Below are 25,337 nucleotides of genomic sequence, written 5' to 3' on the forward strand. Positions count from 1 at the left end.
GCTGAGGGGCTTTTTAGAAACCAATGTTGATACCGAACGTGATGGTACGCTGCTGCGGTGGCGTGTAGAAATCGTGTCCCAACGTCACGTTGGCAGCCTGGTTGCTCACCGACGCATACTGCGTATTCACTTCGGGGTCATAGCCCGTGTACTTCGTAAACGTAAGCAGGTTCAAGCCCGTGGCATATACGCGTGCCGTTTGCAAGTACACTTTTTTCAGCAGCGAAGCCGGGATAGAATACCCCAGCGACACGGTTTTCAAACGCACAAACGACCCGTCCTGCACCCAGCGCGACGAGGGCTGACTGCCATTAGCCCCGTAGAGGCGTACCTGCGGCACCTGCGTAATGTCGCCAGGCTTTTGCCAACGGTTCAACTGGTCAAGCGTTTGGTTATCAAAGTAGTCAGCACTTACCGACTGGTAGAAGCCGGCCACATTGTACAGGCTGTTGCCAAAAACGCCCTGGAAAAAGAAGCTCAGTTCAACACCTTTGTAGGACAATGTGTTCGTAACGCCCCCAATGAATTTGGGATTAGGATCACCCACTTTCGTCGAAATCGCGGCGGCGTAATCATTGGTGGGTTTGCCGTCGGCACCTTCATAAATGGCGTCGCCGGTTTGTGGGTCAGCCCCCAGGAATTTTTTGCCGTAGAAATAACCCAGTGGTTCGCCCACGGCTACCCGACCCAGAAAACGTGAACCTGGTTCGATAGGCTGGCCGTTCAGTTTCGTTACCGTATTGCGGTTGAGCGAGATGTTGAAGTTTGTCGACCAGCGGAAGGCTTTCACTAGGTTTTGCGACGTGAAGCTGAACTCGATACCCCGGTTGCGCAGGCTACCCACGTTCTGGGCAATGGTGGTAAAACCGTTCACGCCTGGCAGCGGCCGGTTCAGCAGCAGATCACGCGTGTCTTTGCTGTATACGTCGATCTGGCCGTTGAGTCGGTTGCGCAGAATGCCAAATTCCAAGCCGATGTCTACCTGAGCTGAAGTCTCCCAGCCAAGGTTTGGGTTGGGCAACTGACTGGGGCGAATACCGGCCTGGTCGGCGTAGAAAACGGCGCTGTAGAGGCCCCGCGACGAGAAATTACCAATCTCCGAATTGCCCGTGAGGCCATAGCTGGCCCGCAGTTTCAACAGGCTGAGCGTTTGATTCCCTTTCAGAAAATTCTCTTCGTGGATGAGCCACCCCGCCGACACCGCCGGGAAAACCCCGTAACGGTTGCTGGCTCCAAACCGGCTCGACCCGTCGACCCGGCCCGACAAACTCAGCAGATACCGCTCCCGAAACCGATAGTTGAACCGGGCAATGTAGGAAAACAGGCTAAAACCTGTTTCGCTCGAACTGCCCCCCACAATGCGGGCAGCACTGGCTAGCTTCTTGAATTGATCATTCGGAAAACCCCGACCCGACGCGCTGGCATCCTGAATGTTCTGCTCCTGGTAGGTGATCCCTGCCAGGGCATCAATGGCGTGGTCGCCGAAGGTATTGAGGTAGCTGACCGTGTTGTTGGTGGTCCAGTTGATGCTGCGAATCTGATTCTGGTAGCCAAACCCCGTGGGTGCGCCGCTTTCGGTGCGGCGGGTGCGGTAAATTTCCTCCTGCTGGTTGAGCAGGTCGTAGCCAAACTCAGACCGGAAATTCAGGCCCTTAGCAAGCCGGAGCGTGCCGTTTAGGTTACCAAACGACCGGTAACTGATAGCCCGGTTGGTGGCGTCGGTCACTTCAATCAGGGCATTGTAGTACAGCGTCCGGTTGTTTAGCTCACCCGTGGCGGGGTCAATGATGAACTGGATAGGCGGAATGGCGTTAAGCTGCACGGGGTTCGCAAAGTCATTGTCATCAGGCGTTTTGTTATTAATAGTCCGGGCGATAGAAAACTTGGCACCGAAGCTTAGTCGGTCGCTGGCGATGTGGTTCAGGTTCAGCAGCAGGTTGTTCCGCTGAAAATCATTGGCTTTAATAATACCAATCTGCTTGTTGGTCGAGCCACTGAGGTAAAACTGCGTCTTGTCGTTACCGCCGTTGACGTTGAAATTCAGTTGGTTGATGGTGCCTCTCTGAAAAGCAGCCCGCGACCAGTCTTCGTTGGCGGTTGATTTACGATCCAGACCCGCCCCCGGAAACCCGTCGTTAGGATCATCGGGATCAATGTTCGAATTAGTGGCCGCCTCCGAAAACAGTTCGATGTACTGATCCCGGTTCAAGAATTTCCGTAAACGCGTTGGGTCGCTGAAACCCGTATAGTAGCCAATGTTGACGTTGGTGCGCCCTGCCTTCCCTTTTTTGGTGGTCACCAGCACCACCCCGTTCGATGCCCTCGACCCGTAGATCGCCGATGCTGAAGCGTCTTTCAAAATGTCGATGCTCTCAATATCGTTGGGGTCAATGTCGGCCAGCGGACTATACGGCTCGGTAGTGGTAGTACCCACGTCCTGCGACGTGATGGGAATACCGTCGATGACATAAAGCGGCTCATTGCCCGCCGAAATGGAAGCCGCACCCCGCACCCGGATCTGGAGACCTGCGCCCAGCTTGCCGCTGCTCTGCGTAACCTGCACCCCCGGCGCACGACCTTGCAACGCCTGCTCGAACGTCTGCACGGGCAGGTTGCTGATCTCGGCAGCTTTGATTGATGCACTCGATCCGGTCACGTCGCGTCGTTGCTGGGTGCCGTAACCCGTTACAACTACCTCGTTCAGCGAACGGCTGTCGTTGGCTAGCGCCACGTTAATCTCTGACTGGTTGCCAATAATGATTTCCTGCGTTGCCAGGCCAACATAACTGATTACCAATACATTACCCTGCGGCGGAATCAGAACAGAGTAGTTGCCGCTGGCATCGGTCTGCGCACCGCGTGTGGTGCCTTTCACCTGAATAGTCGCCCCCGGAATACCGGCGTTGTCATCGGCCGAGGTCACCCGACCAGTTACCCGCCGTTCCTGTGCTAGGGCTGGCGTAACCAAAAGGGTTACGCAGAATAGTAAAAACAGTAGGAGGTTTTTCATGCAATTGACTGTTTTAAAAATGGAGTAAGTGAAAAGTAAACATACGTATTAAAGCCATGTTAACCGGTCGAACTCCTAATTTTCATAGGTTTCTACGGAATAGTACGAATTGAGCCAGCCTACGGGAATTGCATACCTATACGTAAGATCCAAAGGAAAGCGATTTGTCTCTTGCCTATTTCCCCAATTTTTTTCCTTAACGGACAACGGCTATCCTAGCTGGCGGCGTTATTTTTACAAACAGCTCCAACCTTTACCCACCCATGTCTCAACCTACTGCTGCTTCCGTTCGTCAGAATACGCCCCGATCTGATCAGGCTACTCCGTCAAAGCGAGCTGGTCGGCGGGAGAAGGGTGCACCAGTCCGCGCCTGGACGTTACCGTTTGACCGGGTACGGACCGATCAGCGCACCAACCTCACCATGGGTGTGCTGCTGATGCTGCTGGCGGTAGGGCTGATGGTAGCGTTTGTCTCCTACCTCTTTACCGGCCCCGCCGACCAAAGCCTCATTGGCACAGACGAATCGGTGAAGGAAGCGGGTAAAGACGTACAAAACTGGGTAGGGTTGCTTGGCGCCCACGTAGCCCACGTTTTTCTGTTTCGCTGGTTTGGCATTGGGGCGCTGGGGTTGCCCGTAATTGTGTTTCTGGCGGGGTTCAAGCTCACGTCGGGCCGCGAGCCACTGCCACTGGCCCGCACCACGCAGGTGGCCCTGTTTTTGGCCGTTTGGGTTAGTTTGGTGCTGGGCTACGTAGTTATGGCTACCAACTCGGTCAGTGCAGGGAGCATGTGGTGCGGTGGCATCGGCTACGAAATGAACCGCCTGCTCTACGGCCTGCTGGGCTTCGGCAGCATTGTACTGATCAGCTTTCTGGGCTTTGCATTTGCTGTTTTCTTCTTCAACATCACCAGCCTGTCGCTGCTCAGGCGCTTCACTCAGCTACCCCCTGACGCAGGGAATCCGAATGCAGAAGCCCCAAACAGCCAGGCTACCCACAATACGTATGGGGATGAACGTGACCTATACGATGAGCCTGTTAGCGATTCCGTTGCCGAAAACACCGAGCTGCATCCCGAGCCAGTCGCCACAAGTGCCAGCCTGCTGGTCGATACGATGCCCAACCGCAATGGCAGTACCCTCCCGTTGACCCTTACCGATCCGGTTGAGCCTCCTGCGCAGCCCGTCAGTGGTCGTGGTGATCTGGTCATGACCATCACCGAGGGCCTGGAACTCACCGACACCGAACCCCTCTCCGTTGTGACGCCACCGTTTGAGCCCGACATGTTTGCGGAGGGTGATCTGGTTGCGCAACACGGCCTCTATGACCCTACCCTCGATTTACCCTACTATCAGATTCCTACCGTCGACCTGCTCACCAACTACCCCGAAAACACCAAGGCACAGGTATCTGCCGATGAACTGGAAGCCAACAAGGACCGAATTGTCGACACGCTGGGCAAGTTTAATATTGGCATTCAGCGCATTCACGCCACCATTGGCCCGACCGTAACCCTCTACGAGATTGTGCCCGCCGACGGGGTACGTATCTCGAAGATCAAGAGCCTCGAAGACGATATTGCCCTGAACCTGGCCGCGTTGGGCATCCGGATTATTGCGCCCATGCCCGGCAAAGGCACCATTGGTATTGAGGTGCCCAACAAAAACCGCGAGATGGTATCGATGCGGTCGATGATTGCGTCGGAGAAATTCCAGAAGGCCAACATGGATTTGCCGGTGGTTTTAGGCAAAACCATTGCCAACGAGGTGCTGGTTGTCGATCTGGCCAAGATGCCCCACCTGCTTATGGCCGGGGCCACGGGACAGGGCAAATCGGTGGGCCTTAACGTGCTGCTAACCAGCCTGCTGTATAAGAAACACCCGGCTCAGCTTAAGTTCGTTCTGGTCGACCCCAAAAAGGTGGAACTAACCTTGTTCAACAAAATAGAGCGGCACTTCCTGGCCAAACTACCCGACGCCGAAGAAGCCATCATCACCGATACCAAGAAGGTGGTGAACACGCTGAACTCGCTTTGTATCGAGATGGACAACCGCTATAATCTGCTGAAAGATGCTGAGGTGCGGAACATCAAAGAGTACAATACCAAGTTTGTGAACCGTCGGCTGAACCCCGAAAAAGGCCACACCTATCTGCCCTACATTGTGCTGATCATTGACGAACTGGCCGACCTGATGATGACGGCGGGCAAGGAAGTGGAACAGCCCATTGCCCGGTTGGCGCAGTTGGCGCGGGCCATTGGCATTCACCTGGTGGTGGCCACGCAACGGCCCTCGGTCAACGTGATCACGGGCCTGATCAAAGCTAACTTCCCGGCTCGACTGTCGTTTAAAGTGACCTCGAAAATTGATTCGCGCACCATCCTCGACGCGGGCGGGGCCGAGCAGCTGGTGGGCATGGGCGACATGCTGTTGTCGTCGAATTCTGATATCATCCGGCTGCAGTGCCCGTTTGTAGATACCAACGAGATTGAAGATATCTGCGCGTTTGTGGGTGCCCAACGCGGCTACGACGAGGCCTATCCGCTCCCCGAGTTCTACGGCGACGACGCAGGCAACAGCAGCATGGAAGAAAAAGATGTGGACCTGGCTAACCGCGACGCCATGTTTGACGAAGCAGCCCGGCTGATCGTTACGCATCAGCAGGGAAGCACTTCACTGATTCAGAGACGGTTAAAGCTCGGCTACAACCGCGCCGGCCGACTCATTGATCAACTTGAAAAAGCGGGCATCGTTGGCCCCTTCGAAGGCAGCAAAGCCCGCGACGTGCTGGTGCATGACCTGGGGCATCTGGAAGAGATGCTGAAAAACCTGAATTAATGTACAATGAGCTGACGCGTCATACTCCTGCGTCAGCTCATTGTACATTGTTCATTATGCATTGTACATTTATTCCGCCTGGCAAATAGCTTTCCCATCAGCAATGACAAGGGCAAGCTGCTCAATAGTGGCGGGCTTTGTGATGAAAGCGCAGGCACCGAGTTCTTCACTCAGGGCGCGATCTTCGGCGTTGCTCGACGTGGTCAGGATAGCCACGGGAATCCGGCGCCAGTGGGCATGCTGTTTTAATACGGTCAATGCCTCAAAACCAGTGAGGCGGGGCATGTTAAGATCCAGAATAATCAACTCGGGTAATGGCTGCGTGGTATTTTCCGACAGGTAGTCTATGAGTTCCTGACCGTCGTTGAAACTCGTCAATTTCCAGTCGGCAAAGTGCTCATTAAAGGTAAGCCGGGCCAGATAAATATCGTCTTCATCGTCATCGACCAGAAAGATGTTATGCTGCGACATGCGGGACTATTTGTTGTTACGGTACTTAGTTACACATCAGCTAAGTTACTAAAAAGGCCTGAAATTACTTGCTAACCAATATGCCAGTGAGCCAAATTGAGCAGTCATGGTTGCATAAGAGGCATCATATGATAGTAAATTTTCCCTGCTCTGCTGATTCAACTGGTGTAAAGTAGATTTTAAACTTTCCAGTGGTAAAAATCGTCTAAGAAGAGATCGATTCGCCAATTTTGGCGGTTTGCCAGCCCATAGTTAGTGGGCATTGAATCCGTTCCGATGAAACAAGTAATATGTATGGTCCTGTTGGTGCTCGGCACAATGGGATCGACGCTGGCCCAGAAAGACAAACGGGCAGAGGCTATTCTCGACGCCATGAGTGCCAAGTATAAAGCACTGACGAGCTATCAGGCAGCGTTCAGCTACATCAGTGGCCGCGAAACATACACTGGCGATATTGCCGTGAAAGGCCGCATGTTCCGGCTCAAGACGGCCGGACAGGAGGTATTTACTGACGGCACGGTGATGTCGACTTACGTAAAAGAGTCGAACGAGGTGAACGTGCAGGACTACGATGCCAGCGCAACCGGTGATTTCAACCCCACCAAGATCTATTCGATTTACAAGAAAGGGTTCACCTACAACTACCTCCGCGAACAGAAAATTGGCGGACGGACGGTAGACGTCATTGAACTGAAACCCGACAAGAAAAACGCCCAGATTGCCAACCTGCAGATCAGCGTCGACAAAGGCGATAAACTGGCCCGTAGCTGGCAGATTACGGATAAAAACGGCAAAAAGACGATCTATTCAATCAGCAAATTCACGCCCAACCCTGCCCTGCCCGACAGCTATTTCGTCTTCGACAAAAGCAAATACCCCGGCGTGGAAGTTGTGGACCTGAGGTAGTTAGTGAATGAGTGATTGAGCGAATGAGTGAATAGTTTGGAGCGCTTCGCGCATATGCTTTTGCACGCGCGAAGCGCTCCAAACTATTCACTCATTCGCTCAATCACTCATTCACTAATTATCTTTGCCTCATGAAAATTCACTCGGCTGAGTTCGTTATCAGCAATACCGATCCTGCCAAATGCCCCAAACCCGACCGGCCCGAATACGCGTTTATTGGCCGTTCCAACGTGGGGAAGTCATCGCTGATCAATCGGTTGGTGCAAAAGAATGACCTGGCCAAAACGTCGGGCAAACCGGGTAAGACCCAACTCATCAACCACTTCAGCATCAACGCCAATACCAAGCTCGAGAAACCCTGGTATCTGGTCGATTTGCCCGGTTTCGGTTTCGCCAAAGTGCCCAAAACCATCCGTGAGCAGTTTGCCAGCATCATTTCGGGCTACCTCACCACCCGGACTAATATTCAATGCATTTTCGTGCTGATCGACATGCGGATTCCGCCGCAGCAGATCGACCTCGATTTCATGACCCGGCTGGGTGAGCAGGAACTGCCCTTTGCCATGATCTTCACCAAAACCGAGAAGCTGAAATCGGGCGGACGGCAAATGGCACTGGATGCCTATCGCCTGGCGATGTCGGAAATCTTCGACACATTTCCGCTGTATTTTATTACCTCGGCGGTATCAGGCGAAGGCCGTGATGACGTGCTGAATTACATTGATGAATTGAATCAGGCTTATGTTCCCAGCGTAACCCGCAGGGGCTAACGCACGGCTTCACTGTCATTTCCACCTCCCAGGTTGTACCTTTGCCCCACGTATGGAAGCATTAAAAACAATAGCCAATGTCTCTGGCTACCCCGGCCTGTACCGGATTCTGAAACCGGGCCGTTCAGGCGTTATCGTTGAGACCATCGACGCTAAAAAAACCAAAACCATGATGGGTCCGCAGGCCCGCGTGTCGGTGCTAAACGACATTTCGATGTACGTTGACCGCCCCGATGCCGCCTCGTCTGACCAGTCGGTACCCCTCGGCGAGGTGTTTATGGCCGTTGCCAATACGTTCGGCGACACCCTGCCCGTGACCTCGAAAGCCGACGGTTCGGAACTTGCCGATTTCATGAGTCAGGTCCTGCCCGACTATGATCGTGAGCGTGTGCGCGACACCGACATTCGCAAGCTCATTAGCTGGTATGGTATCCTGCGCGCTTTTGCCCCGGAAGTCTTTACCGTGGCTGAACCTGCTACCGAAGAAACCCCGGAAGCAACCAGCACCGACGAAGCCCCTGTAGCGGCAACGTCAACCGAAGAGAAAGCTGCCGAATAAGCAATAAACACGTCGCCAAACAGGTCACAGCCCCGTCAGAATGAATCTGACGGGGCTGTGGCATTTACGGGCTATTGGGTTTTGTGACCGCTACTAACCTACACGTCAAGAAAGGGACCGGTTAAAGCAAAATAAATAGATGCGTTTCTGGTCAGCACCGCATACTACATAACCCATAGACGATTTGACAACATGTTTACCTCCTCATTCAGCCAGCGCATCCATCGCTGGCAAGGCATTCTATTCACACTACTTAGTTGGTTATTAACTAACTCTCTCCACGCTCAGTCATTACCCACTGGCTTTTTCAATATTAAAACACAGGAGGCGTATATCGCGCCTATGGGCATTTTGTTTACCCCCGACGGGCAGCGCCAATTTGTCTGGGACAAAGCCGGGCGGGTGTATGTATCAGCCTGGAACGGAACGCAGTACATTCAGCAAACCGCGCCCGCCCTCGACATCAGCGAAGAGGTTGGCAACTGGCGCGACTTCGGCCTGCTCAGCCTCTGCCTCGACCCCAACTACACCCAGAACGGGCTGGTTTACCTTTACTACATGGTAGACCGGCATCACCTGATGAACGCCGGCACGGCGGCCTACTCGGCCACCAAAGACGAGTACTTCAACGCTACCATCAGCCGCGTCACCCGCTACAAGCTAGTCACTGTCAACGGGTTGCTAACTACCGATGCCACCAGCCGGAAAGTACTTTTAGGTGAGACTCCGTCTACTGGCGTGCCGCTATTGCATGAATCGCACGCGGGGGGCACACTGGTGTTTGGCCGCGACGGCACACTACTGCTCTCCACCGGCGACAATGCCAGCTACAACGTCATGGACACGGGCAGTTCACCCGACACCTATTTTCAAACCGCCCTGAATGACGGTATCATTCGCCCCAATGAAAATGTGGGGGCATTTCGGGCGCAGTTGCTGAATTCACACTGTGGCAAGGTGTTACGCATGGACCCCACCACCGGCGACGGCCTACCCAGCAACCCCTTCTACGACGCCACCAAACCCCGTTCGCCCCAATCGCGGGTGTGGACCCTGGGGCTGCGCAACCCGTATCGGATGACCCTTCAACCCGGCACCGGCAGCACCGTTGCTACCGACGGCAACCCCGGCACATTGCTCATTGGCGACGTAGGCTGGGGCACCTGGGAAGACATGCAGATTGTACAGCGGGCGGGCGAAAACGCGGGCTGGCCCATCTATGAAGGGCTCACCGAACATTCGGGCTATGCCACTGCCGCGCTGACCCTGGAGAACAAGGACGAACCCAACCCGGCTTCGACGGGGACCACCGGCACCTGCCCCAAGCCCTACCTGATGTTCGCCGATTTGCTGAAACAGGCCACTAATCCCAACTCGATCACGGTGGCCGTAACTAATCCCTGTAGCAACCTGCCTTTGCCCGGCCTGCAACGGCGTTATGTTCACAGCCGCCCCGCGCTAGACTGGAGCCACACGCAGGACATTGCCCGTTCGCCTACTTTTAGCGGTGCTCTGGCCACAGCAACCACCATTAGCCAGACAGCCACCACCGGCACGGTGGGTGCTCCGTTTCGGGGTAATGCCGCGACGGCAGGAGCTTATTACAACGGCACGGTATACCCCACGGCCTGGCAGAATACCTATTTCTTTGCCGATTACGGGGCTAACTGGATCAGGGCGGCCACGCTCAACGCCAACGGCACGGTAAGCACCGTGCGCGATTTTTTACCCAATGACACGGGAAAAGGCATTGTCGACGTAGAAATGAACCCCCTCGATGGGGCGCTGTACTACGTGAATATCAACACCGGCGAGATCATGAAAATCGCCTATGCTGCCAATCGTCCTCCTGTGGCCATAGCTACAGCCACCTCGCTCACGGGTACATCGCCGCTGAGCGTCACGTTCACGGGTAGCGCTTCTACCGACCCCGACGGCGACCCGCTCACCTACGAGTGGGACTTTGGCGATGGCAGCACCTTTGGCACCACGGCCAACCCCGTTCATGTGTTTGAGGCAAGACCGGGTAAGCTGGGTCAGGGGCTTATTCTTAGCTACACCGTCCAGCTAAAAGTGACCGACAACAAAGGGCTGGCATCAACCACGACACTACGGGTATCACTGAACAACCTGGCTCCCACGGCCAAAATTACCAGCCCGGTGGCCAACGCCCTCTATCCGCTGGATAAGGCAACCGGTTATACCCTCACGGCTAACACAACCGATGAAGTGCCAACTACATTGGTCTCTGAGTGGCAGGTGATCCTTCGTCACAATAACCACGAACACCGCGAACCCGTCATGAGCGGCGTTGGTATTACGCCCGTCGTAACCATCTCGCCGGTGGGTTGCGATGGCGAAACGTATTACTATTTCATTACGCTCAAAGTGACGGATGCCGGTGGTCTGACTGCGCAGGATTCGGTGAAAATATACCCCGACTGCAATTCACCCAAACTGGCCATTACGGGTCTGACAGCCACTACACTGGCCAACGCTGTGCGTTTGAACTGGGTTAATCCCGCTGTTACGTTCGACAACGTGCTGGTGGCGGCCAAGGCCGGGTCGGGCTTCACAGACCGACCCACCGATCTTGTTTATCCCGCCGATCCCAGCTTTACAGGTGCTGGGGCGGATTTCTTTGGCGGTAAGGTAGTCTACCAAGGTTTATCCACCTCGCTTGTGGTGACGAGTCTGACGCCTGGCACGCGCTATTATTTCCGGGTTTACACCCGCCGGGGCAGCGCCTGGACCGGGGGTGTAGAGGTTAGCGCAACGCCCGCTACTGCCCCTACGTCGGCATCGGTGGTGATTACGCCCAACACCTGCTACCGCCTCACGGCGCGGGTAAGTGGAAAGGTACTGGGTGTAGAGGCGGGCAACCTGACCGACGGCGGCACCGTTCGGCAGCGCACCGACGCCAATCAGGCATGGCAGCAGTGGAAGTTCACCCCCACCTCCGACGGCTATTATCAGGTTATTGCCACCCACAGCAACAAGGTGCTGGATGTACAATGGGGGTTAACTTCCGATGGCGCGCCCATACAGCAGTGGGCCTACGCAGGCGCCTATCAGCAACAGTGGACCATTCGCCGCGATGCCGAGGGCTACTACCAGCTTATGGCGCGGCATTCGGGCAAGCTGCTCAACGTGCAGGGCAGTAACCAAACCGAAGGGGGCGTCATTGATCAATCCACCGCCAACGCCACACAGGCGCAGCAATGGCGCATTGAACCAGCTACCTGCGTGGTATCATCGACGATAGTGTCGTCGACGGTGGTTACGCAAATAGACCCTGCCGCCTGTTACGTCATTCAGTCGCGGAGCAGCGGCAAGGTGCTGGGCGTCACCACGGGTCAACCCAACGATGGCGCCTTAATTCGACAGTATGCGAACACAAACCAGCTTTGGCAGCAATGGAGAATCCAGCCCACCGATCCTGTCTATTACCGCATTACGGTATTGCACACAGGCAAAGGCATCGACGTACCCAATGCCTCCACTGCCGACCAAAGTCCCCTGCAACAGTGGACGTATTGGGGTGGTAGTTTTCAGCAGTGGGTCGTTCAGCGCAATGCGGCTGGTTTTTTCACCTTCACAAACCGCAATTCGGGCATGGCCATCGCGGTGAAAGGGGCCAACACTACCGAGGGCGGCGACATTGTGCAGGCCACGTCGTCGAGCACCGCCACAAGCCAGCAATGGACGCTGACCACCGTGGGTTGCCCCACTGGTGGCCGACTGGCATCGTTCACCGAAACCAGTGCCGTCCCCGTGTTCCAGCTGTGGCCTAACCCCGCTCAGGACTTCGTACAGATCGACCTGAAAGCCGCCAAGGGCCAACCCACCACCATTGGTCTCACCGATCTGGCGGGCAGGTCACTGGGCCAAACCCTGGTTGATGCCCCCACTGATACCCCCTATCAGCTAAACACAGGTACGTTGGCCAACGGGTTATACCTCATCAGCATTACCCCCGCCGGTCAGCCCGCCGCCACCACCCGGCTGCTGATTCAGCGGTAAAGGCAATGTTCGGCGGAGCAACGCTCCGCTAAACAGCAAACGGCCACTGACAGATGCCAGTGGCCGTTTTCATGTCGTTTGCGTTATCTTGACCTATACCAACAGACAACAGCAAACAGCCAGGCATGAGCATAACGACCCGAACGCCAACGCGTACTACGCTGGTATCGCGCAAGGTACCTGCCTCGTTGATGTATGAAGAAATTGACGGAAGGCCCTACTATTACCGGGGCTATCGGTCTGTTATATCGCGCCGAAAAACCAAAGAGGCCATTACTGGTGCCAGTGCGTTGCAATCAGCCATCGTATCGCTATTGATCTATATCTTGTACAAGCACCTTTCTTTCGACGATTTTCTAATCGCTACAAACGAGCCAGGTTTACACATCAGCAAAGGCAGCAATCTATCAAACGATATTGCCGTATTCGATCAGGCCAGTTTACCCACTCCGTTAGACGATAAATACTTTTCAGTGCCGCCTAAAGTGGTCATTGAAATAGACGTTAAAATTGACTTGCCCAATAACGTAAGCGAAACAGAGTACGTCTACGATAAAACGCAAAAGATGCTTGATTTTGGGGTTGAAAAAGTGATCTGGATATTAACCAAAACACAGCGCACGCTCATTGCCGAACCCAACGAACGTTGGATACTAACCGACTGGAACGATACTGTCGAAATCTTCCCCGGCTGTGGTTTTGAACTAGGTAAGTTGTTGAGGAGCAAGGGAGTGATTTTGTGACAAATATGGAATATACCCCTTATGAATCCATTTTTAGCCAGCCACCTGATTTTGAAGTAACCTATCAGCTATATTCTGCCGAAGCAGGTGGTCGTAAAATAGCAGCTTATCAAGGTATACGGTGGAATTTCATGTATGACGACTTCCGGGAAGGTTTGTACATGATTTATCCAGAAATAATTAATATAAATACTGGAGAACTACTAGAACCTAATACTCCTATTCCATCGCTTGGAAAAGCGATGATGTATATTCTAAACCCAAAATTTCGTACGCTTCACAAACAACGTATAAAAGCAGGAACGCGAGGCTATTTCATGGAAGGAAATACTATAGTTGCTGTTTGCGAAGTAACCCGAATTTCGGGACTGTACGATAATCCTATGTAGCAATAGCAAGCATTTATTCTAAATGAAAACGGTTACAAAATTTTGAAAATGAATACGTTATTAAGCCAACAAACTTTCTGCAGGGATGTGTAATTGTTGGTATAGCCGCTTGATTATCTCAAGCGTCAATGGCTGACGATGATTCAGAATGGCATCCGCATTTTGTTCACCTCCTAGATAGGCTGCAATTTCTTTCTCCGACATACCTGTTTGCTCCATTCTGAAACGAATAGCATCAATTGGGTCTGGGGGAGCAATGGGATAATGTTCATTCTCATAGCTCTCTACAAGAATGGAAATAACATCCAGTTCGTCAGCCTGTTCAGTATTATCGAGACAATCAACTAATTGATCGATCCGTTTTAAGGCTTCCTGGTAATCAGACTCTGATTTAAGTGGCTTAATAGTCATTGGACATTCGTAGTCAATGGTGGGTAGCTGAGGCCCAGCGGGCCGCAACATCGGTAGAGAAGTGGCAGCATAAAGGACAACCAAGCCCCAGCGGGGCGCAACGTGCGGATACGCGCACTGTCATGTAAAAAAACCATTTACTTGCTAGTTAAATAGTCACCCGCGTATCCGCACGTTGCGCCCCGCTGGGGCTTGGTTGTCCTTTATGCTGCCACTTCTCTACCGATGTTGCGGCCCGCTGGGCCTCAGCTACCCAACCAAATGGTATAGAGTAGCAACCTCGCACCAACCGGTCACGTAACGATCTAACAACAACTGCTTATTTGATCATTACGTGACCGGTCGGTGCCATTAATTCCCTTCTACGCCAACTTCTTGTACCGAATTCGCTTAGGGGTGGCGTCGGTGCCGAGGCGTTTGCGGCGGTTTTCTTCGTAGTCGGAGAAGTTGCCCTCGAACCAATATACCTGACTGTCGCCCTCGAAGGCGAGGATGTGCGTGGCGACGCGGTCCAGAAACCACCTGTCGTGGCTGATGATGACGGCGCAACCGGCGAAGTTCTCCAGCCCCTCTTCCAGGGCCCGTAACGTGTTCACGTCCAGGTCGTTGGTAGGCTCGTCCATCAGCAGTAGGTTGGCCCCTTCTTTCAGCGTCATGGCCAGATGCACGCGGTTGCGCTCCCCACCCGACAGCGTTCCGATTTTCTTTTCCTGGTCGGCCCCGGCAAAGTTGAACCGGCTGCAATAGGCGCGGGCGTTGGCTTGCTTGCCCCCCAGCATAATCCAGTCGTTGCCGTCGGCAATGGTCTGGTATACGGTCTTATTGGGGTCGAGGCCGTCGTGCTCCTGATCCACGTAGGCCACCTTCACCGTCTCGCCCACATCGAACGTACCGGCGTCGGGTTTATAGGCGTGGGTGATGAGCTTGAAGAGCGTGGTTTTGCCCGCGCCGTTAGGGCCGATGATACCCACAATGCCCGCCTGTGGCAGTTTAAAATCGAGATGTTCAAACAGCAGCTTATCACCAAATGCTTTGGCAACATCTTGTGCCTCAATTACTTTCGAGCCTAAGCGTGGCCCGGCAGGGATGAAAATTTCCAGTTTCTCGTCGCGCTGTTTCGAGTCTTCGTCCAGCAGGCGTTCATAGGCTCCGAGGCGGGCCTTTGACTTGGCCTGCCGGGCTTTGGGTGCCATGCGTACCCATTCCAGCTCGCGTTGCAGGGTCTTTTGCCGCTTCGATTCGGTCTTCTCTTCCTTTGCCAGTCGTTGTTGTTTCTGATCGAGCCATGAACTGTAGTTGCCTTTCCACGGGATACCCTCGCCGCGGTCAAGCTCCAGAATCCAGCCCGCCACATTGTCGAGGAAGTAGCGGTCGTGGGTGACGGCAATGACCGTGCCTTTATACTGCCGCAGGTGCTCTTCCAACCACAACACCGACTCGGCGTCGAGGTGGTTGGTGGGTTCGTCGAGTAGCAGCACATCGGGCTCTTTCAACAGCAGTCGGCACAAGGCCACACGGCGTTTTTCACCACCCGACAGGTTACCCACCAGGGCGTCGGATGGCGGTGTGCGCAGGGCATCCATGGCTCGCTCCAGACGAGTGTCGAGTTCCCAGGCATTGTGATGGTCGAGTTTCTCCTGCACCTCGGCCTGCCGGGCAATGAGCTTGTCGAAATCGGCGTCGGCATCGCCAAAGGCTTCGTTGATCTGGTCAAATTCTTTCAGCAGATCAACCACCTCCTGTACGCCTTCTTCCACCACCTCACGAACGGTCTTGGTGGGGTCAAGCTGGGGTTCCTGCTCAAGCATACCGACTGAATAACCGGGTGAAAATACCACCTCACCGTTGTAACTTTTATCAATCCCAGCGATGATTCTCAGTAGCGTAGACTTGCCGGAACCGTTGAGTCCCAGCACCCCAATTTTGGCGCCGTAAAAGAAGGAAAGGTATATGTTCTTTAGGATTTGTCGGTTGGGGGGAATAATTTTACTCACACCCGCCATAGAAAAGATAATGGTTTCCTGGCTCATTTTTTGGCTATGTTTGTGGTGGGGCAAATATCGCTAATTCACCCCAAAGGACCCTTCAGTAAGGAAAAATGGAAAACGCTTCATTGGTAGATGAATACGGTTACGTCAAAGACGGAAAGGTATTTTTGAAAGGCTACCTCGACTATCCAGACCGCCAGATTGGCGAAGTGAAACGCACCGAGCAGGAAGCACTCGATTACTTTAAGAACCGCTTTATCATTGCTCAAAGTAAGGTTGCCCAGTTGGAAGAAGAGGTAACAGACGCCCAAAACAAAGGTTCGTATCTCACTAAACTGCTGCAGCTCAGGAAGAAACTACTCAGCTTCGACGCCATCGGTAATTTCCCCCCGTTACTCGACCGGCTCGATCAACTCGAAGATGTTTTGTCAGGCTTGATTCATACGAATCAGCTTAAAAATCTGGAAATTAAGCGGGCACTGATTGGCGAAGCCGAGATCATTGCCGGTAGTGATGACTGGAAACCAACCGCCGAGGCCCTCCAGGAAATCAAGACGAAATGGATCAAGACCGGCCCCGTCGACAAGTCGGTGGAAGCCGAAGTAGAGACGCAGTTTCAGGAACTGCTGGACGGTTTTTTCCAACGCCGCCGGGAGTTTTTTAACGAGCAAAACAAGGTTATTCAGGAACGCCTCGACCAGTATGATGAACTCATCCGGCTGGTGGAACGCGCCGCCCGTGGCAACGATCTGGAGGTATCATACCAGGAGATTCGGAAGCTCAACAACACCTGGAAAACGGTGGGTGAGGTACCAATCAAGAAGGGTGGTAAACTTTTCAAACGATTCAAGCGCACCGTGCAATATGTCTTCAACCGCTATAACGAGTCGAAGGGTATTGTGTACGAAAAGAAGGTTGACCCCCGCATTGAAGCCCAGATGAAAATGGCCGACGAAGCCGAATCACTAGCCAAAGCACAGGGTAAAGCGATCTTCGATTCGGCCAACCGCGCCAAAGAATTATTGAATGCCTGGAAAGAAATTAAAGTACCATTTAAGCTCCAGGATAAGCAGATTAATGAACGGTTCCGCGCCGCCTGCGACAAGATTTTTGAACTAAGCTACCTGGGTCGCGTACTTGACCGCAAATACCCGGCATTTGATCTAAAAAGTCAGTCAGAACAACTGCGGACCAAAATTCGGGAGATGGAATACCTGGTAAAACGGGAGAAAAACGACCTTCACTTTGCCATGCAGGACGCTGATGGCCTTGATCCCGAAATCCCTGAGGATAAGCAGATTCTAAACAAAATCAATACGCAGAAGCGGAAGATCGCCATGAAAGAAGTGATCCTCCGCGAGTTTACGAAAGCCCTCGAAACGGCCGACTAAGTCCGCGTATACTTCTTACCGTTGAGCCGGTCAGCTATGCAACTAGTTGACCGGCTCTTTTTGTTTGATGAGAAACAAGAAGTGAGAGGTAAGAAGCAAGATGCAAGACTGTGTTTGCTCAATCTTGCTTCTTACCTCTCACTTCTTGTCTCTTATTTCTTGCTTCTCCCTTCTATGACAACCGCAGACATCACCGACTTTAAAGCGGCTATCGAACCCCGCAAATTTGTTCGGCTCGAATACCTGACCGACCTCCACGAGTTTATTAAAACCGATGCATTGGTAGTAAGCTTAAACACCCAAAACGGCACGGAAACGCTGGTTTTGGCCGATGGACAACAGATTCCGCTAGACCGCGTCATCAGCATTGCCGGTCGGCTTTCGCCGTTGTATCCTGGCTACACCAATTATTCGTGTGATTGCTGAAAAGGTCTGACGGAGCAACGCTCCGTCTTTTACGCTGGAACAAACGGAGCAACGGGCTATGCGCCCCACTCCGTCAGACATTACCGCTACCCCCTACGAAATCACATCAAACCCGCAGTATGGCACCAGCACGGCAGGGATACGTATACCTTCCGGCGACTGGTTGTTTTCCAGAATCGAGGCCACAATGCGCGGGAGTGCCAATGCCGAACCGTTGAGGGTGTGCAACAGGGTAGGCTTATTACCGTCGAGTTTGGCGCGAAGTTTCAGGCGGTTGGCCTGATAGGTCTCGAAGTTACTGACCGAGCTCACTTCCAGCCACCGTTCCTGCGCTGCCGACCACACTTCCATGTCATACGTCAGGGCCGAGGTAAAGCCCATATCGCCACCACAGAGACGAAGTACCCGGTAGGGCAATTCTAGTTTTTGCAGCAATCCCTGCACGTATTGGCTCATTTGTTCCAACGCTGCATACGAGTTTTCGGGACGCTCTATCCGCACGATCTCCACTTTGTCGAACTGATGGAGCCGGTTCAGGCCCCGCACGTGGGCACCCCATGAGCCAGCTTCGCGCCGGAAACAGGGCGTATAGCCAACATGCTTTATGGGCAGTTCGGCCTCGTTTGCCAGCACGTCGCGGTAGAGATTGGTGATAGGTACTTCAGCGGTAGGAATCAGGTAGAGACCGTCGGCGGGGGCGTAGTACATCTGCCCTTCCTTGTCGGGCAGTTGCCCTGTGCCAAAGCCCGACGCCTCGTTGATCACGATGGGTGGTTGCACCTCACTGTAGCCCGCCGCCATGGCTTCGTCCAGAAAGAAATTGATCATGGCCCGCTGCAACCGGGCGGCTTTACCCTTGTAAACCGGAAAGCCCGCCCCCGAAATTTTGTTGCCTAACTCAAAATCGATCATGGGGCCACCATCGGGACCGTAGCGTTTGATCAACTCCCAATGTGGCTGCGCGTCGGCGTGGAGCGTGGGTTTGTTGCCCCATTCCAGCACTACTTCGTTATCATCGGCAGAACGGCCTTCAGGAACACTGCTGTGGGGAATGTTGGGAACGGTAACTAATATATCCTGTAGCTGCTGTTCCAGATTGACCAACTGATCATTCAACGTCTTCGACTGCGCTTTCAACGTAGCAGTTTCGGCCTTAGCGGCCTCAGCGGCCTCTTTTTGGCCAGTTTTCATTAACTGGCCAATCTCTTTGGCAATGGCATTTTGCCGGGCCAATCCATCGTCGAGTGTTTTTTGAGTGTCACGCCGTTGCTGATCGAGGGACAACAATTGGTCAACAGTATCCTCGGCGTTAGCGAACTGTCGTTTACGAAGACCAGCCAGCGTCAGTTCCTTATTGTCGCGAATGAAGGGTATTTGTAGCATTATGATTTATCGATTAAGCTTCTGACAAGCTGGATAAATTCAGCAGTTTCTGGAATTAGGGGTAATACATCTTCAGCGTCGAAAACAACAAAATCTTCATAGTCGCTTTCGTTGCGATCTGTAAAAAGCATGGAGTAGAAGCGGCCCCACTCAACTGAAACAATGCCCAGTTTCACGAAATGCGTCTCAAACATCGCTTTTGCTCCGTTATGCACTTTGTGTTTGATACCGCCCTGAAAAAGTAGAGCCGACACAGCATGAAAAGCTGCATAGTAGAGCCGGTTCATAACAGCCGAATAGCTTCTGGCATCGGCTAATATGCAAGCTGCTTCCCAGTCTTCCCAAGACTTCTTCAGTCTGTAGGCAATAGTGCTTTCCACGCTATGGTTCATGCCCATTTGCCTTCGCGTTGAATGTTCTGATACAGGTGCGTCACCGCCAACGCCTGCCAATTGTCTCGGTTGTAAACGAGTGAACTAATCACTTCTCCCGTATCAAGACCAACATAAAATAGTTGATCACGTACCTGACGCTTAAACGCCCGGTTAACAGGCTTATCAGTCAACATCAGGAAATCCCAGTCCGAGTCGGGGCGGGCGTCGCCACGGGCGCGGGAACCGAACAGCCACACCTCGGCCTGCGGGTCGATCTCCTGGACCGACCGCTTCACAGCTTGTAGAAATTCGGCGTCTGTCATGGCATTTCTCCTAATAAAACAACCCTTCATTTAAAGCATTTAGGGCTTCATTTTTGTAGCGGCCGTGCATCAGCAATGAGATGTTGTGCTCGGTGCCGCCGTACGAAATCATGCGGATCGGGATACCTTTCATGGCCTCCAACACCCGCAGGGCAATGCCCGGATGATCGGAACTGAAGTTACCCACAATGCAAACGATAGTTTGGTCATAGTCAGGCTCTTCCAGCTCGCAAAACTGACCCAGCTCAGCCTGAATAGCCGCCAGGTTATCCGTGTTGTCTATCGTCACTGATACCGACACTTCTGATGTGGCGATCAGGTCGATGGGGGTTTTGAACCGCTCGAAGATCTCAAAAATACGGCGCAAAAAGCCATAGGCGTTGAGCATTCGGGTCGAGTGGATGTACAACGCCGTGATACCGTCTTTGGCCGCAATCGCTTTAAATACCTGGCTATCTGTCGACTCTGTTACTTTATCCGCTATCAGTGTACCGGGCGCATCAGGGTCCATCGTGTTTTTTAGCCGGACGGGCACACCCCGCAGCTTAGCAGGCGTGATGGTCGACGGGTGCAGAATCTTCGCGCCGAAATAAGCTAGCTCCGCCGCTTCGTTGAAGGTCAGTTCCCGGATGGGGAACGTCTTTTTCACAACACGCGGATCGTTGTTGTGCATCCCGTCAATGTCGGTCCAGATCTGGATTTCCTCGGCCCGGATAGCCCCGCCAATCAACGATGCCGTGTAGTCGGAGCCGCCGCGCTTGAGGTTGTCTACTTCACCACGGGGGTTGCGGCAAATGAATCCCTGCGTCACAATGATTTGCCTGTCGGCATGAGGTGGCAACATCTCACGCAGGTTCTGCTCGATCTTGTCCAGTTCCGGCTCATTATCGGCATCAATACGCATAAACTCCAGCGCGGGCAGCAACACCGACGACACACCTTCTTCGGCCAGATACGCCGTAAATAACTGTGTACTAAGCAGTTCGCCTTCAGCCACCAGTTCCTTTTCTTGCTTCTGCGTAAACGGTTTGATGCGCGTCAGTGATCGGATAAACGAAAACTCATTTTCTACGATCCGCTGCCCGGCAGCTAGGCCATCCGACGTTTTATAGAGGTCGCGCACGAAATTGTCGTAATGCGCTTTGAGGTGTTCAATTTTCTCAAACGCCTCGTCGTCAGCGCCGTTTTTCAGCGATTCGCCAAACGACAGCAGCGCATTGGTCGTACCCGACAACGCCGACAAAACAACTACTTTCCGGCTAGTATCAGCCGTGATCAGATTCCGAATTGAGTGCATCCGCTCGGGCTTTCCAACCGAGGTTCCGCCAAATTTCCAGACGTACATTTTAATGAGTGAATTAGCGAATGAGTGATTGAGTGAATGAGCGACGGTCCGACGTCTCGGTGAACGAATAGCATAATGGCTACGCAATGACAATGTGGTAGCTCAACCTATTCGCTCACCGAGACGTCGGACCGTCGCTCATTCACTAATTGGCGAAGCCCAAGCATCTTGATGGCCGTGATGGCGGCTTCGTCGCCTTTGTTGCCATGAATGCCACCCGCCCGGTCGAGGGCCTGTTGCTGGGTGTTGGGAGTTAATACACCAAAAATCACAGGTTTGTTAGTCTTTAATGAGACATTGGTCAGGCCCTGCGCTACAGCGTGGTTGATGTAATCATTGTGTTTCGTTTCGCCCTGAATGACGCAGCCGATACAGATAACGGCGTCGATATCAGGCCGTTGTGCGTACCACTGCGCTGCCAGCGTAAGCTCATAGCTACCTGGCACATTACCGCGGATTATGTTTTCGGCCACAGCACCGTATTGCAAAAGCGTGTTATAGGCACCCTGAAACAGGGCCTCGGTCACGTCGGTGTTCCATTCGGCCACGACAATGGCGAACCGACGCCCACTCACCTCGGGCAGTTCGTTGGTGGTGAACACACTGAGATTCTTATCGGCAGAAGACATAGATTGAGTTCAATGTTTAATGTTCAAAGTTCAACGTTTATGTATCCATTACGCTGGCACCTAATTAGCGCAACCTTGGACTTTAGACGTTGAACGTTGAACAACTAAAAAGGGACGAACCCGATTCGGCTTCGTCCCTTTCACTGTGTTTGCATGTACACGCGTTTGCGACTACTCACCGGCCTGGGCATCCAGTACGGATTTGTATTTCTTCGCGTTGGGCGCTTCGGCAGCGTTGGGGTATTTGTCCAAAATCTGCTGGTAGGCGTCAATGGCATTCTTGTTGTCTTTGGCTTGTTCGTAGGCAAGAGCCAACTTCATCAGGTAACCTGCCGTAAAGAATTTATTTGGCTTGTACTCAGCCGCTTTCTTATAATAGTCAGCCGCGTCGCCGTAGCTTTTTTTCTCCATGTAGGCGTCACCGATAAGGGCATAGGCACGACCCTGTACCAACAAATCCGATGAGCTGAAGTCTTTCAACTGCTCAATAGCCTGATCGTATTTGCCATCTTTCAACAGCGCAATACCGGCATAAAGGTGCGCCAGGTTACCGGCTTTGGTCGAGCCATATTCATCAGCTACGGCCAGCAAGCCAGGCGACTGACGGGTACCATTCAGCGCCAGCTTGAGCGAGTCCTGCTCGAACTTCATCACGGGCGCGAACAACTTAGCCTGAGCTTCGTCATTGCGAGTACTCTGGTAATAACGGTAGCCAAAGAAAATGGCAATGACAGCCACCACCGCAACGGCAGCGCCGATGAGGATATTCCGGTTCTTTTCTACAAAGTCTTCGGCCTGCTCCAGTTTATTAGCCAGCAGATCAGGGTCTTCAATGTATTCCAGACCCGAGTTTTTCTTACTCATACAAGTTGCAATTTAAGGCGCAAAAGTAGGAATTATTCTCCTCTTTTACTCCATCAGGAACGGATAATCTTTCTGCATATACACGTCCTTGAAGGCTTCTTCAGCGGGCGGATATGGCGACTCTTCGGCAAACTTTACAGCCTCATCCACAGTGGCTTTAATCTTCTGATCAATAGCAGCCAGATCGGCTTCTGTAGCCAGACCATTCTTCAGAATATACTGCTTAATGGTCTCGATAGCGTCGCGCTGTTTGTACTCTTCCACCTCGTCTTTGCTACGGTATTTCTGCGGGTCAGACATCGAGTGGCCCCGGTACCGGTACGTGCGAAATTCGAGGAAGGTTGGCCCCTCACCGGCGCGTGCCCGTTCGGCGGCGCGGCTAACAGCCTCATGCACAGCTTCAACATCCATGCCATCTACCGGCTCGGAAGGCATATCGTACGATTCGCCAATGGTATACAGCTCAGTTACGTTCGAGGTGCGGGCTACCGACGTACCCATGGCGTAGCCGTTGTTTTCGACCACAAAAATTACGGGCAGCTTCCACAGCATCGCCATATTAAACGCTTCATGGAGAGCACCCTGCCGTACGGCACCGTCGCCGAAAAAGCAGATACAGACGTTACCGGTTTTGTTGTATTTCTCGGCGAAAGCAATGCCCGCCCCCATCGGAATCTGGGCACCCACGATGCCGTGGCCGCCAATAAAATTCACCGATTTGTCGAAAATGTGCATCGACCCACCTTTGCCTTTCGACGAACCCGTTTGCTTGGCATAAAGCTCAGCCATAACCGCTTTGGGGTCGCTGCCCAGGGCCAGCGGGATACCGTGGTCACGGTAGGCGGTAATCCATTTATCGTCTTTGGTCAGGGCTGAATAGGACCCTGATGAGCAGGCCTCCTGACCGATGTATAGATGACAAAATCCTTTGATTTTCTGTTGTCCGTATAGTTGACCTGCTTTTTCTTCAAACTTGCGCTGAAGCTGCATCGACTCGTACCAATACATGTAGCGCTCCTTGGGGTGCTGCGTTTTGGCCGGAGCCGCGGCGACCTTGCCGTTGCTTTTATTCGCGGCCCCATTGGCCGAAGTCTTGTCTTTGACGGTTGCCATTCTATATGCTGAAGTAGAGGTAAATTGCCCGTTCGCAGGGAGAACAAAGTGGGTCTATCTTTGTTGCTTTCTGGGGCAAAATGCTTGCAAAAATACGAACAAAGGAGGAAAGGGAGAAAGGAGGATGGAGGAAAGGGATGGTTCCGTTAACATAAACACAGTTAGCTAGCCTTCCCTTCTTCCCTTTCCACCGTTCTCCCTTCCCTCCCTTCTTTTATGTACCTCGAAAAATTAAGTCTTACCAATTTTAAGAATTACGAAGATGCCCTCTTTACCTTCAGCCCGCAGGTGAACGTGTTGGTGGGCCCAAACGGTAGTGGTAAGACCAATTTGCTCGACGCCATCTACTTTCTGGCCCTCTCGAAAAGCGCCTTCCATACCCTTGATGCCCTCAGCGTTACCCACGAAGAAGACTACTTTATTCTGGATGGCATCTTTGTCCGCCCCGACACCGACCATGACCGCACAACCCAGATCACCATCAGCCTGCAACGCGGTCAGCGCAAAGTAATTTTGGCCGATAAGAAGCCCTACGAGCGCCTGAGTGAGCACATTGGCCGTTTTCCGGTGGTGCTCATGATACCCAATGACACCGATCTGGTGCGCGGCCACAGCGAAGAACGCCGCCAGTTTGTGGATGCCGTACTGTCGCAGCTTGACCCCGAATACCTGCAGGACTACCTTCAGTATCAATACGTATTAAAGCAGCGCAACAGCCTGCTCAAGCTTTTTTCTGACCGCAATGGCCGGGCGGTTGATCACGACTTACTAGATACGTACGATGAGCCGCTACTCTACATTGGGCAACGTATTCACGACCGTAGAAGCCGGTTTGTGACCGAGTTTTTGCCCGACGTGCAGGCGCACTATACCTACCTGAGCGACGCCCGCGAGACCATCAACATCGTGTATGACTCGGATGTGAGCAAAATGGGGTTCGACGACCTTTTCGTGCAGAACCGGAGCCGCGACATTGCCATGCAGCGCACCACCATGGGCGTTCACCGCGACGATTTCGAGTTCCTGATTGATGGTATGGCCCTGAAGCGATTTGGCTCGCAAGGGCAGCAAAAGACGTTTGTGATCGCCCTTCGGCTGGGCCAGTTCGATCAGCTGATGGCTGCCAAACAAACCAAACCAATATTGCTGCTCGACGATATTTTCGATAAGCTCGACGACGGACGCATTGCCAAACTCATTCAGCGCATTACAGAAGGCTCGTTTGGCCAGCTCTTCATCACCGACGCCCGCCCCGAACGCACCGAGCAACTCCTCGCTAACGTGCCTGGCGACGTGCGCTACTACCAGATGGGGCAACCTACCCCTTAACAAAGGCCAAGAAGCAACCCATCCGGCCCAACCTGGCCATTAAACAATTATTT

Annotated in this window: 21 protein-coding genes; 10 read left to right on the forward strand and 11 right to left on the reverse strand. The window is 53.1% G+C overall.

Going from position 1 to position 25,337, the window contains the following annotated elements:
* Positions 1 to 13: 13 nt before the first annotated feature.
* Positions 14 to 3,010, reverse strand: coding sequence for a SusC/RagA family TonB-linked outer membrane protein (locus J2I47_RS06985; protein WP_207363856.1), 2,997 nt, complete (start codon positions 3,008 to 3,010; stop codon positions 14 to 16).
* A 263-nt stretch (positions 3,011 to 3,273) separates the two neighbouring features.
* Here J2I47_RS06985 and J2I47_RS06990 point away from each other — a divergent pair, with 263 nt between their 5' ends.
* The gene (locus J2I47_RS06990) at positions 3,274 to 5,847 is read left to right on the forward strand and encodes an FtsK/SpoIIIE family DNA translocase (RefSeq protein ID WP_207363857.1); all 2,574 of its coding nucleotides are present in this window, start codon (positions 3,274 to 3,276) and stop codon (positions 5,845 to 5,847) included.
* Positions 5,848 to 5,916: 69 nt separating this feature from the next.
* Here J2I47_RS06990 and J2I47_RS06995 read toward each other — a convergent pair whose 3' ends face one another.
* Positions 5,917 to 6,318, reverse strand: coding sequence for a response regulator (locus J2I47_RS06995; RefSeq protein WP_207363858.1), 402 nt, complete (start codon positions 6,316 to 6,318; stop codon positions 5,917 to 5,919).
* Positions 6,319 to 6,594: 276 nt separating this feature from the next.
* On the opposite strand from J2I47_RS06995, the gene lolA1 reads away from it, so the two are divergent.
* From lolA1 to J2I47_RS07025, 6 genes are all read left to right on the forward strand, one after another.
* Positions 6,595 to 7,224 (forward strand): outer membrane lipoprotein periplasmic chaperone LolA1, encoded by a 630-nt coding sequence (gene lolA1, locus J2I47_RS07000; protein ID WP_207363859.1) that lies wholly within the window; start codon positions 6,595 to 6,597, stop codon positions 7,222 to 7,224.
* A 131-nt stretch (positions 7,225 to 7,355) separates the two neighbouring features.
* On the forward strand, positions 7,356 to 7,994 hold the full coding sequence (gene yihA / locus J2I47_RS07005; protein ID WP_207363860.1) for a ribosome biogenesis GTP-binding protein YihA/YsxC: 639 nt from the start codon (positions 7,356 to 7,358) through the stop codon (positions 7,992 to 7,994).
* Positions 7,995 to 8,046: 52 nt separating this feature from the next.
* A complete protein-coding gene (locus J2I47_RS07010) occupies positions 8,047 to 8,553 on the forward strand; it encodes a DUF5606 family protein (protein ID WP_207363861.1) in 507 nt (168 codons plus the stop codon).
* 192 nt (positions 8,554 to 8,745) lie between these two features.
* Positions 8,746 to 12,576, forward strand: a complete 3,831-nt coding sequence (locus J2I47_RS07015) for an RICIN domain-containing protein (RefSeq protein ID WP_207363862.1) — start codon at positions 8,746 to 8,748, stop codon at positions 12,574 to 12,576.
* Positions 12,577 to 12,701: 125 nt separating this feature from the next.
* Positions 12,702 to 13,319, forward strand: a complete 618-nt coding sequence (locus tag J2I47_RS07020) for a Uma2 family endonuclease (protein ID WP_207363863.1) — start codon at positions 12,702 to 12,704, stop codon at positions 13,317 to 13,319.
* A gap of 5 nt (positions 13,320 to 13,324) precedes the next feature.
* On the forward strand, positions 13,325 to 13,708 hold the full coding sequence (locus tag J2I47_RS07025) for a hypothetical protein (protein WP_207363864.1): 384 nt from the start codon (positions 13,325 to 13,327) through the stop codon (positions 13,706 to 13,708).
* Positions 13,709 to 13,768: 60 nt separating this feature from the next.
* Here the strand turns inward: J2I47_RS07025 and J2I47_RS07030 are convergent, their stop codons facing one another.
* Positions 13,769 to 14,119 (reverse strand): helix-turn-helix domain-containing protein, encoded by a 351-nt coding sequence (locus tag J2I47_RS07030; RefSeq protein WP_207363865.1) that lies wholly within the window; start codon positions 14,117 to 14,119, stop codon positions 13,769 to 13,771.
* A 362-nt stretch (positions 14,120 to 14,481) separates the two neighbouring features.
* A complete protein-coding gene (gene ettA, locus J2I47_RS07035) occupies positions 14,482 to 16,149 on the reverse strand; it encodes an energy-dependent translational throttle protein EttA (protein ID WP_207363866.1) in 1,668 nt (555 codons plus the stop codon).
* 68 nt (positions 16,150 to 16,217) lie between these two features.
* Between ettA and J2I47_RS07040 the strand changes: the two genes are divergently transcribed.
* Complete coding sequence (locus J2I47_RS07040; RefSeq protein ID WP_207363867.1) at positions 16,218 to 17,498, forward strand: DUF349 domain-containing protein; 1,281 nt, start codon at positions 16,218 to 16,220, stop codon at positions 17,496 to 17,498.
* A 174-nt stretch (positions 17,499 to 17,672) separates the two neighbouring features.
* On the forward strand, positions 17,673 to 17,924 hold the full coding sequence (locus tag J2I47_RS07045; RefSeq protein WP_207363868.1) for a hypothetical protein: 252 nt from the start codon (positions 17,673 to 17,675) through the stop codon (positions 17,922 to 17,924).
* Between the two features lie 93 nt (positions 17,925 to 18,017).
* On the opposite strand, the gene serS is transcribed toward J2I47_RS07045, so the two are convergent.
* The 7 genes from serS to pdhA all read right to left on the reverse strand — a co-directional run bounded on the left by serS (position 18,018) and on the right by pdhA (position 23,955).
* Positions 18,018 to 19,307, reverse strand: a complete 1,290-nt coding sequence (serS, locus tag J2I47_RS07050; RefSeq protein ID WP_207363869.1) for a serine--tRNA ligase — start codon at positions 19,305 to 19,307, stop codon at positions 18,018 to 18,020.
* A complete protein-coding gene (locus J2I47_RS07055) occupies positions 19,307 to 19,705 on the reverse strand; it encodes a HEPN domain-containing protein (RefSeq protein WP_207363870.1) in 399 nt (132 codons plus the stop codon). The genes serS and J2I47_RS07055 overlap by 1 nt, the downstream gene beginning before the upstream one ends.
* Positions 19,696 to 20,004: a nucleotidyltransferase domain-containing protein gene (locus J2I47_RS07060; protein ID WP_207363871.1), complete on the reverse strand. Its 309-nt coding sequence runs from the start codon at positions 20,002 to 20,004 to the stop codon at positions 19,696 to 19,698. Before J2I47_RS07060 ends, J2I47_RS07055 begins: the two co-directional genes overlap by 10 nt.
* Before the next feature lie 10 nt (positions 20,005 to 20,014).
* Positions 20,015 to 21,349: an aspartate kinase gene (locus J2I47_RS07065; protein ID WP_207363872.1), complete on the reverse strand. Its 1,335-nt coding sequence runs from the start codon at positions 21,347 to 21,349 to the stop codon at positions 20,015 to 20,017.
* A gap of 107 nt (positions 21,350 to 21,456) precedes the next feature.
* Complete coding sequence (gene ribH, locus J2I47_RS07070) at positions 21,457 to 21,978, reverse strand: 6,7-dimethyl-8-ribityllumazine synthase (RefSeq protein ID WP_207363873.1); 522 nt, start codon at positions 21,976 to 21,978, stop codon at positions 21,457 to 21,459.
* A 171-nt stretch (positions 21,979 to 22,149) separates the two neighbouring features.
* Positions 22,150 to 22,842: a tetratricopeptide repeat protein gene (locus J2I47_RS07075; protein WP_207363874.1), complete on the reverse strand. Its 693-nt coding sequence runs from the start codon at positions 22,840 to 22,842 to the stop codon at positions 22,150 to 22,152.
* Positions 22,843 to 22,887: 45 nt separating this feature from the next.
* Complete coding sequence (gene pdhA / locus J2I47_RS07080; RefSeq protein ID WP_207363875.1) at positions 22,888 to 23,955, reverse strand: pyruvate dehydrogenase (acetyl-transferring) E1 component subunit alpha; 1,068 nt, start codon at positions 23,953 to 23,955, stop codon at positions 22,888 to 22,890.
* 216 nt (positions 23,956 to 24,171) lie between these two features.
* Here pdhA and recF point away from each other — a divergent pair, with 216 nt between their 5' ends.
* On the forward strand, positions 24,172 to 25,284 hold the full coding sequence (gene recF / locus J2I47_RS07085; RefSeq protein ID WP_207363876.1) for a DNA replication/repair protein RecF: 1,113 nt from the start codon (positions 24,172 to 24,174) through the stop codon (positions 25,282 to 25,284).
* Positions 25,285 to 25,337: the final 53 nt, after the last annotated feature.

It is taken from the genome of Fibrella rubiginis, from assembly GCF_017353185.1.
GTDB lineage: Bacteria > Bacteroidota > Bacteroidia > Cytophagales > Spirosomataceae > Fibrella > Fibrella rubiginis.

Coding starts and splice junctions, on each gene's coding strand:
- J2I47_RS06985 (WP_207363856.1), bottom strand. CDS start 3,010: ATGAAAAACCTCCTACTGTTTTTACTATTCTGCGTAACCCTTTTGGTT.
- J2I47_RS06990 (WP_207363857.1), top strand. CDS start 3,274: ATGTCTCAACCTACTGCTGCTTCCGTTCGTCAGAATACGCCCCGATCT.
- J2I47_RS06995 (WP_207363858.1), bottom strand. CDS start 6,318: ATGTCGCAGCATAACATCTTTCTGGTCGATGACGATGAAGACGATATT.
- lolA1 (WP_207363859.1), top strand. CDS start 6,595: ATGAAACAAGTAATATGTATGGTCCTGTTGGTGCTCGGCACAATGGGA.
- yihA (WP_207363860.1), top strand. CDS start 7,356: ATGAAAATTCACTCGGCTGAGTTCGTTATCAGCAATACCGATCCTGCC.
- J2I47_RS07010 (WP_207363861.1), top strand. CDS start 8,047: ATGGAAGCATTAAAAACAATAGCCAATGTCTCTGGCTACCCCGGCCTG.
- J2I47_RS07015 (WP_207363862.1), top strand. CDS start 8,746: ATGTTTACCTCCTCATTCAGCCAGCGCATCCATCGCTGGCAAGGCATT.
- J2I47_RS07020 (WP_207363863.1), top strand. CDS start 12,702: ATGAGCATAACGACCCGAACGCCAACGCGTACTACGCTGGTATCGCGC.
- J2I47_RS07025 (WP_207363864.1), top strand. CDS start 13,325: ATGGAATATACCCCTTATGAATCCATTTTTAGCCAGCCACCTGATTTT.
- J2I47_RS07030 (WP_207363865.1), bottom strand. CDS start 14,119: ATGACTATTAAGCCACTTAAATCAGAGTCTGATTACCAGGAAGCCTTA.
- ettA (WP_207363866.1), bottom strand. CDS start 16,149: ATGAGCCAGGAAACCATTATCTTTTCTATGGCGGGTGTGAGTAAAATT.
- J2I47_RS07040 (WP_207363867.1), top strand. CDS start 16,218: ATGGAAAACGCTTCATTGGTAGATGAATACGGTTACGTCAAAGACGGA.
- J2I47_RS07045 (WP_207363868.1), top strand. CDS start 17,673: ATGACAACCGCAGACATCACCGACTTTAAAGCGGCTATCGAACCCCGC.
- serS (WP_207363869.1), bottom strand. CDS start 19,307: ATGCTACAAATACCCTTCATTCGCGACAATAAGGAACTGACGCTGGCT.
- J2I47_RS07055 (WP_207363870.1), bottom strand. CDS start 19,705: ATGGGCATGAACCATAGCGTGGAAAGCACTATTGCCTACAGACTGAAG.
- J2I47_RS07060 (WP_207363871.1), bottom strand. CDS start 20,004: ATGACAGACGCCGAATTTCTACAAGCTGTGAAGCGGTCGGTCCAGGAG.
- J2I47_RS07065 (WP_207363872.1), bottom strand. CDS start 21,349: ATGTACGTCTGGAAATTTGGCGGAACCTCGGTTGGAAAGCCCGAGCGG.
- ribH (WP_207363873.1), bottom strand. CDS start 21,978: ATGTCTTCTGCCGATAAGAATCTCAGTGTGTTCACCACCAACGAACTG.
- J2I47_RS07075 (WP_207363874.1), bottom strand. CDS start 22,842: ATGAGTAAGAAAAACTCGGGTCTGGAATACATTGAAGACCCTGATCTG.
- pdhA (WP_207363875.1), bottom strand. CDS start 23,955: ATGGCAACCGTCAAAGACAAGACTTCGGCCAATGGGGCCGCGAATAAA.
- recF (WP_207363876.1), top strand. CDS start 24,172: ATGTACCTCGAAAAATTAAGTCTTACCAATTTTAAGAATTACGAAGAT.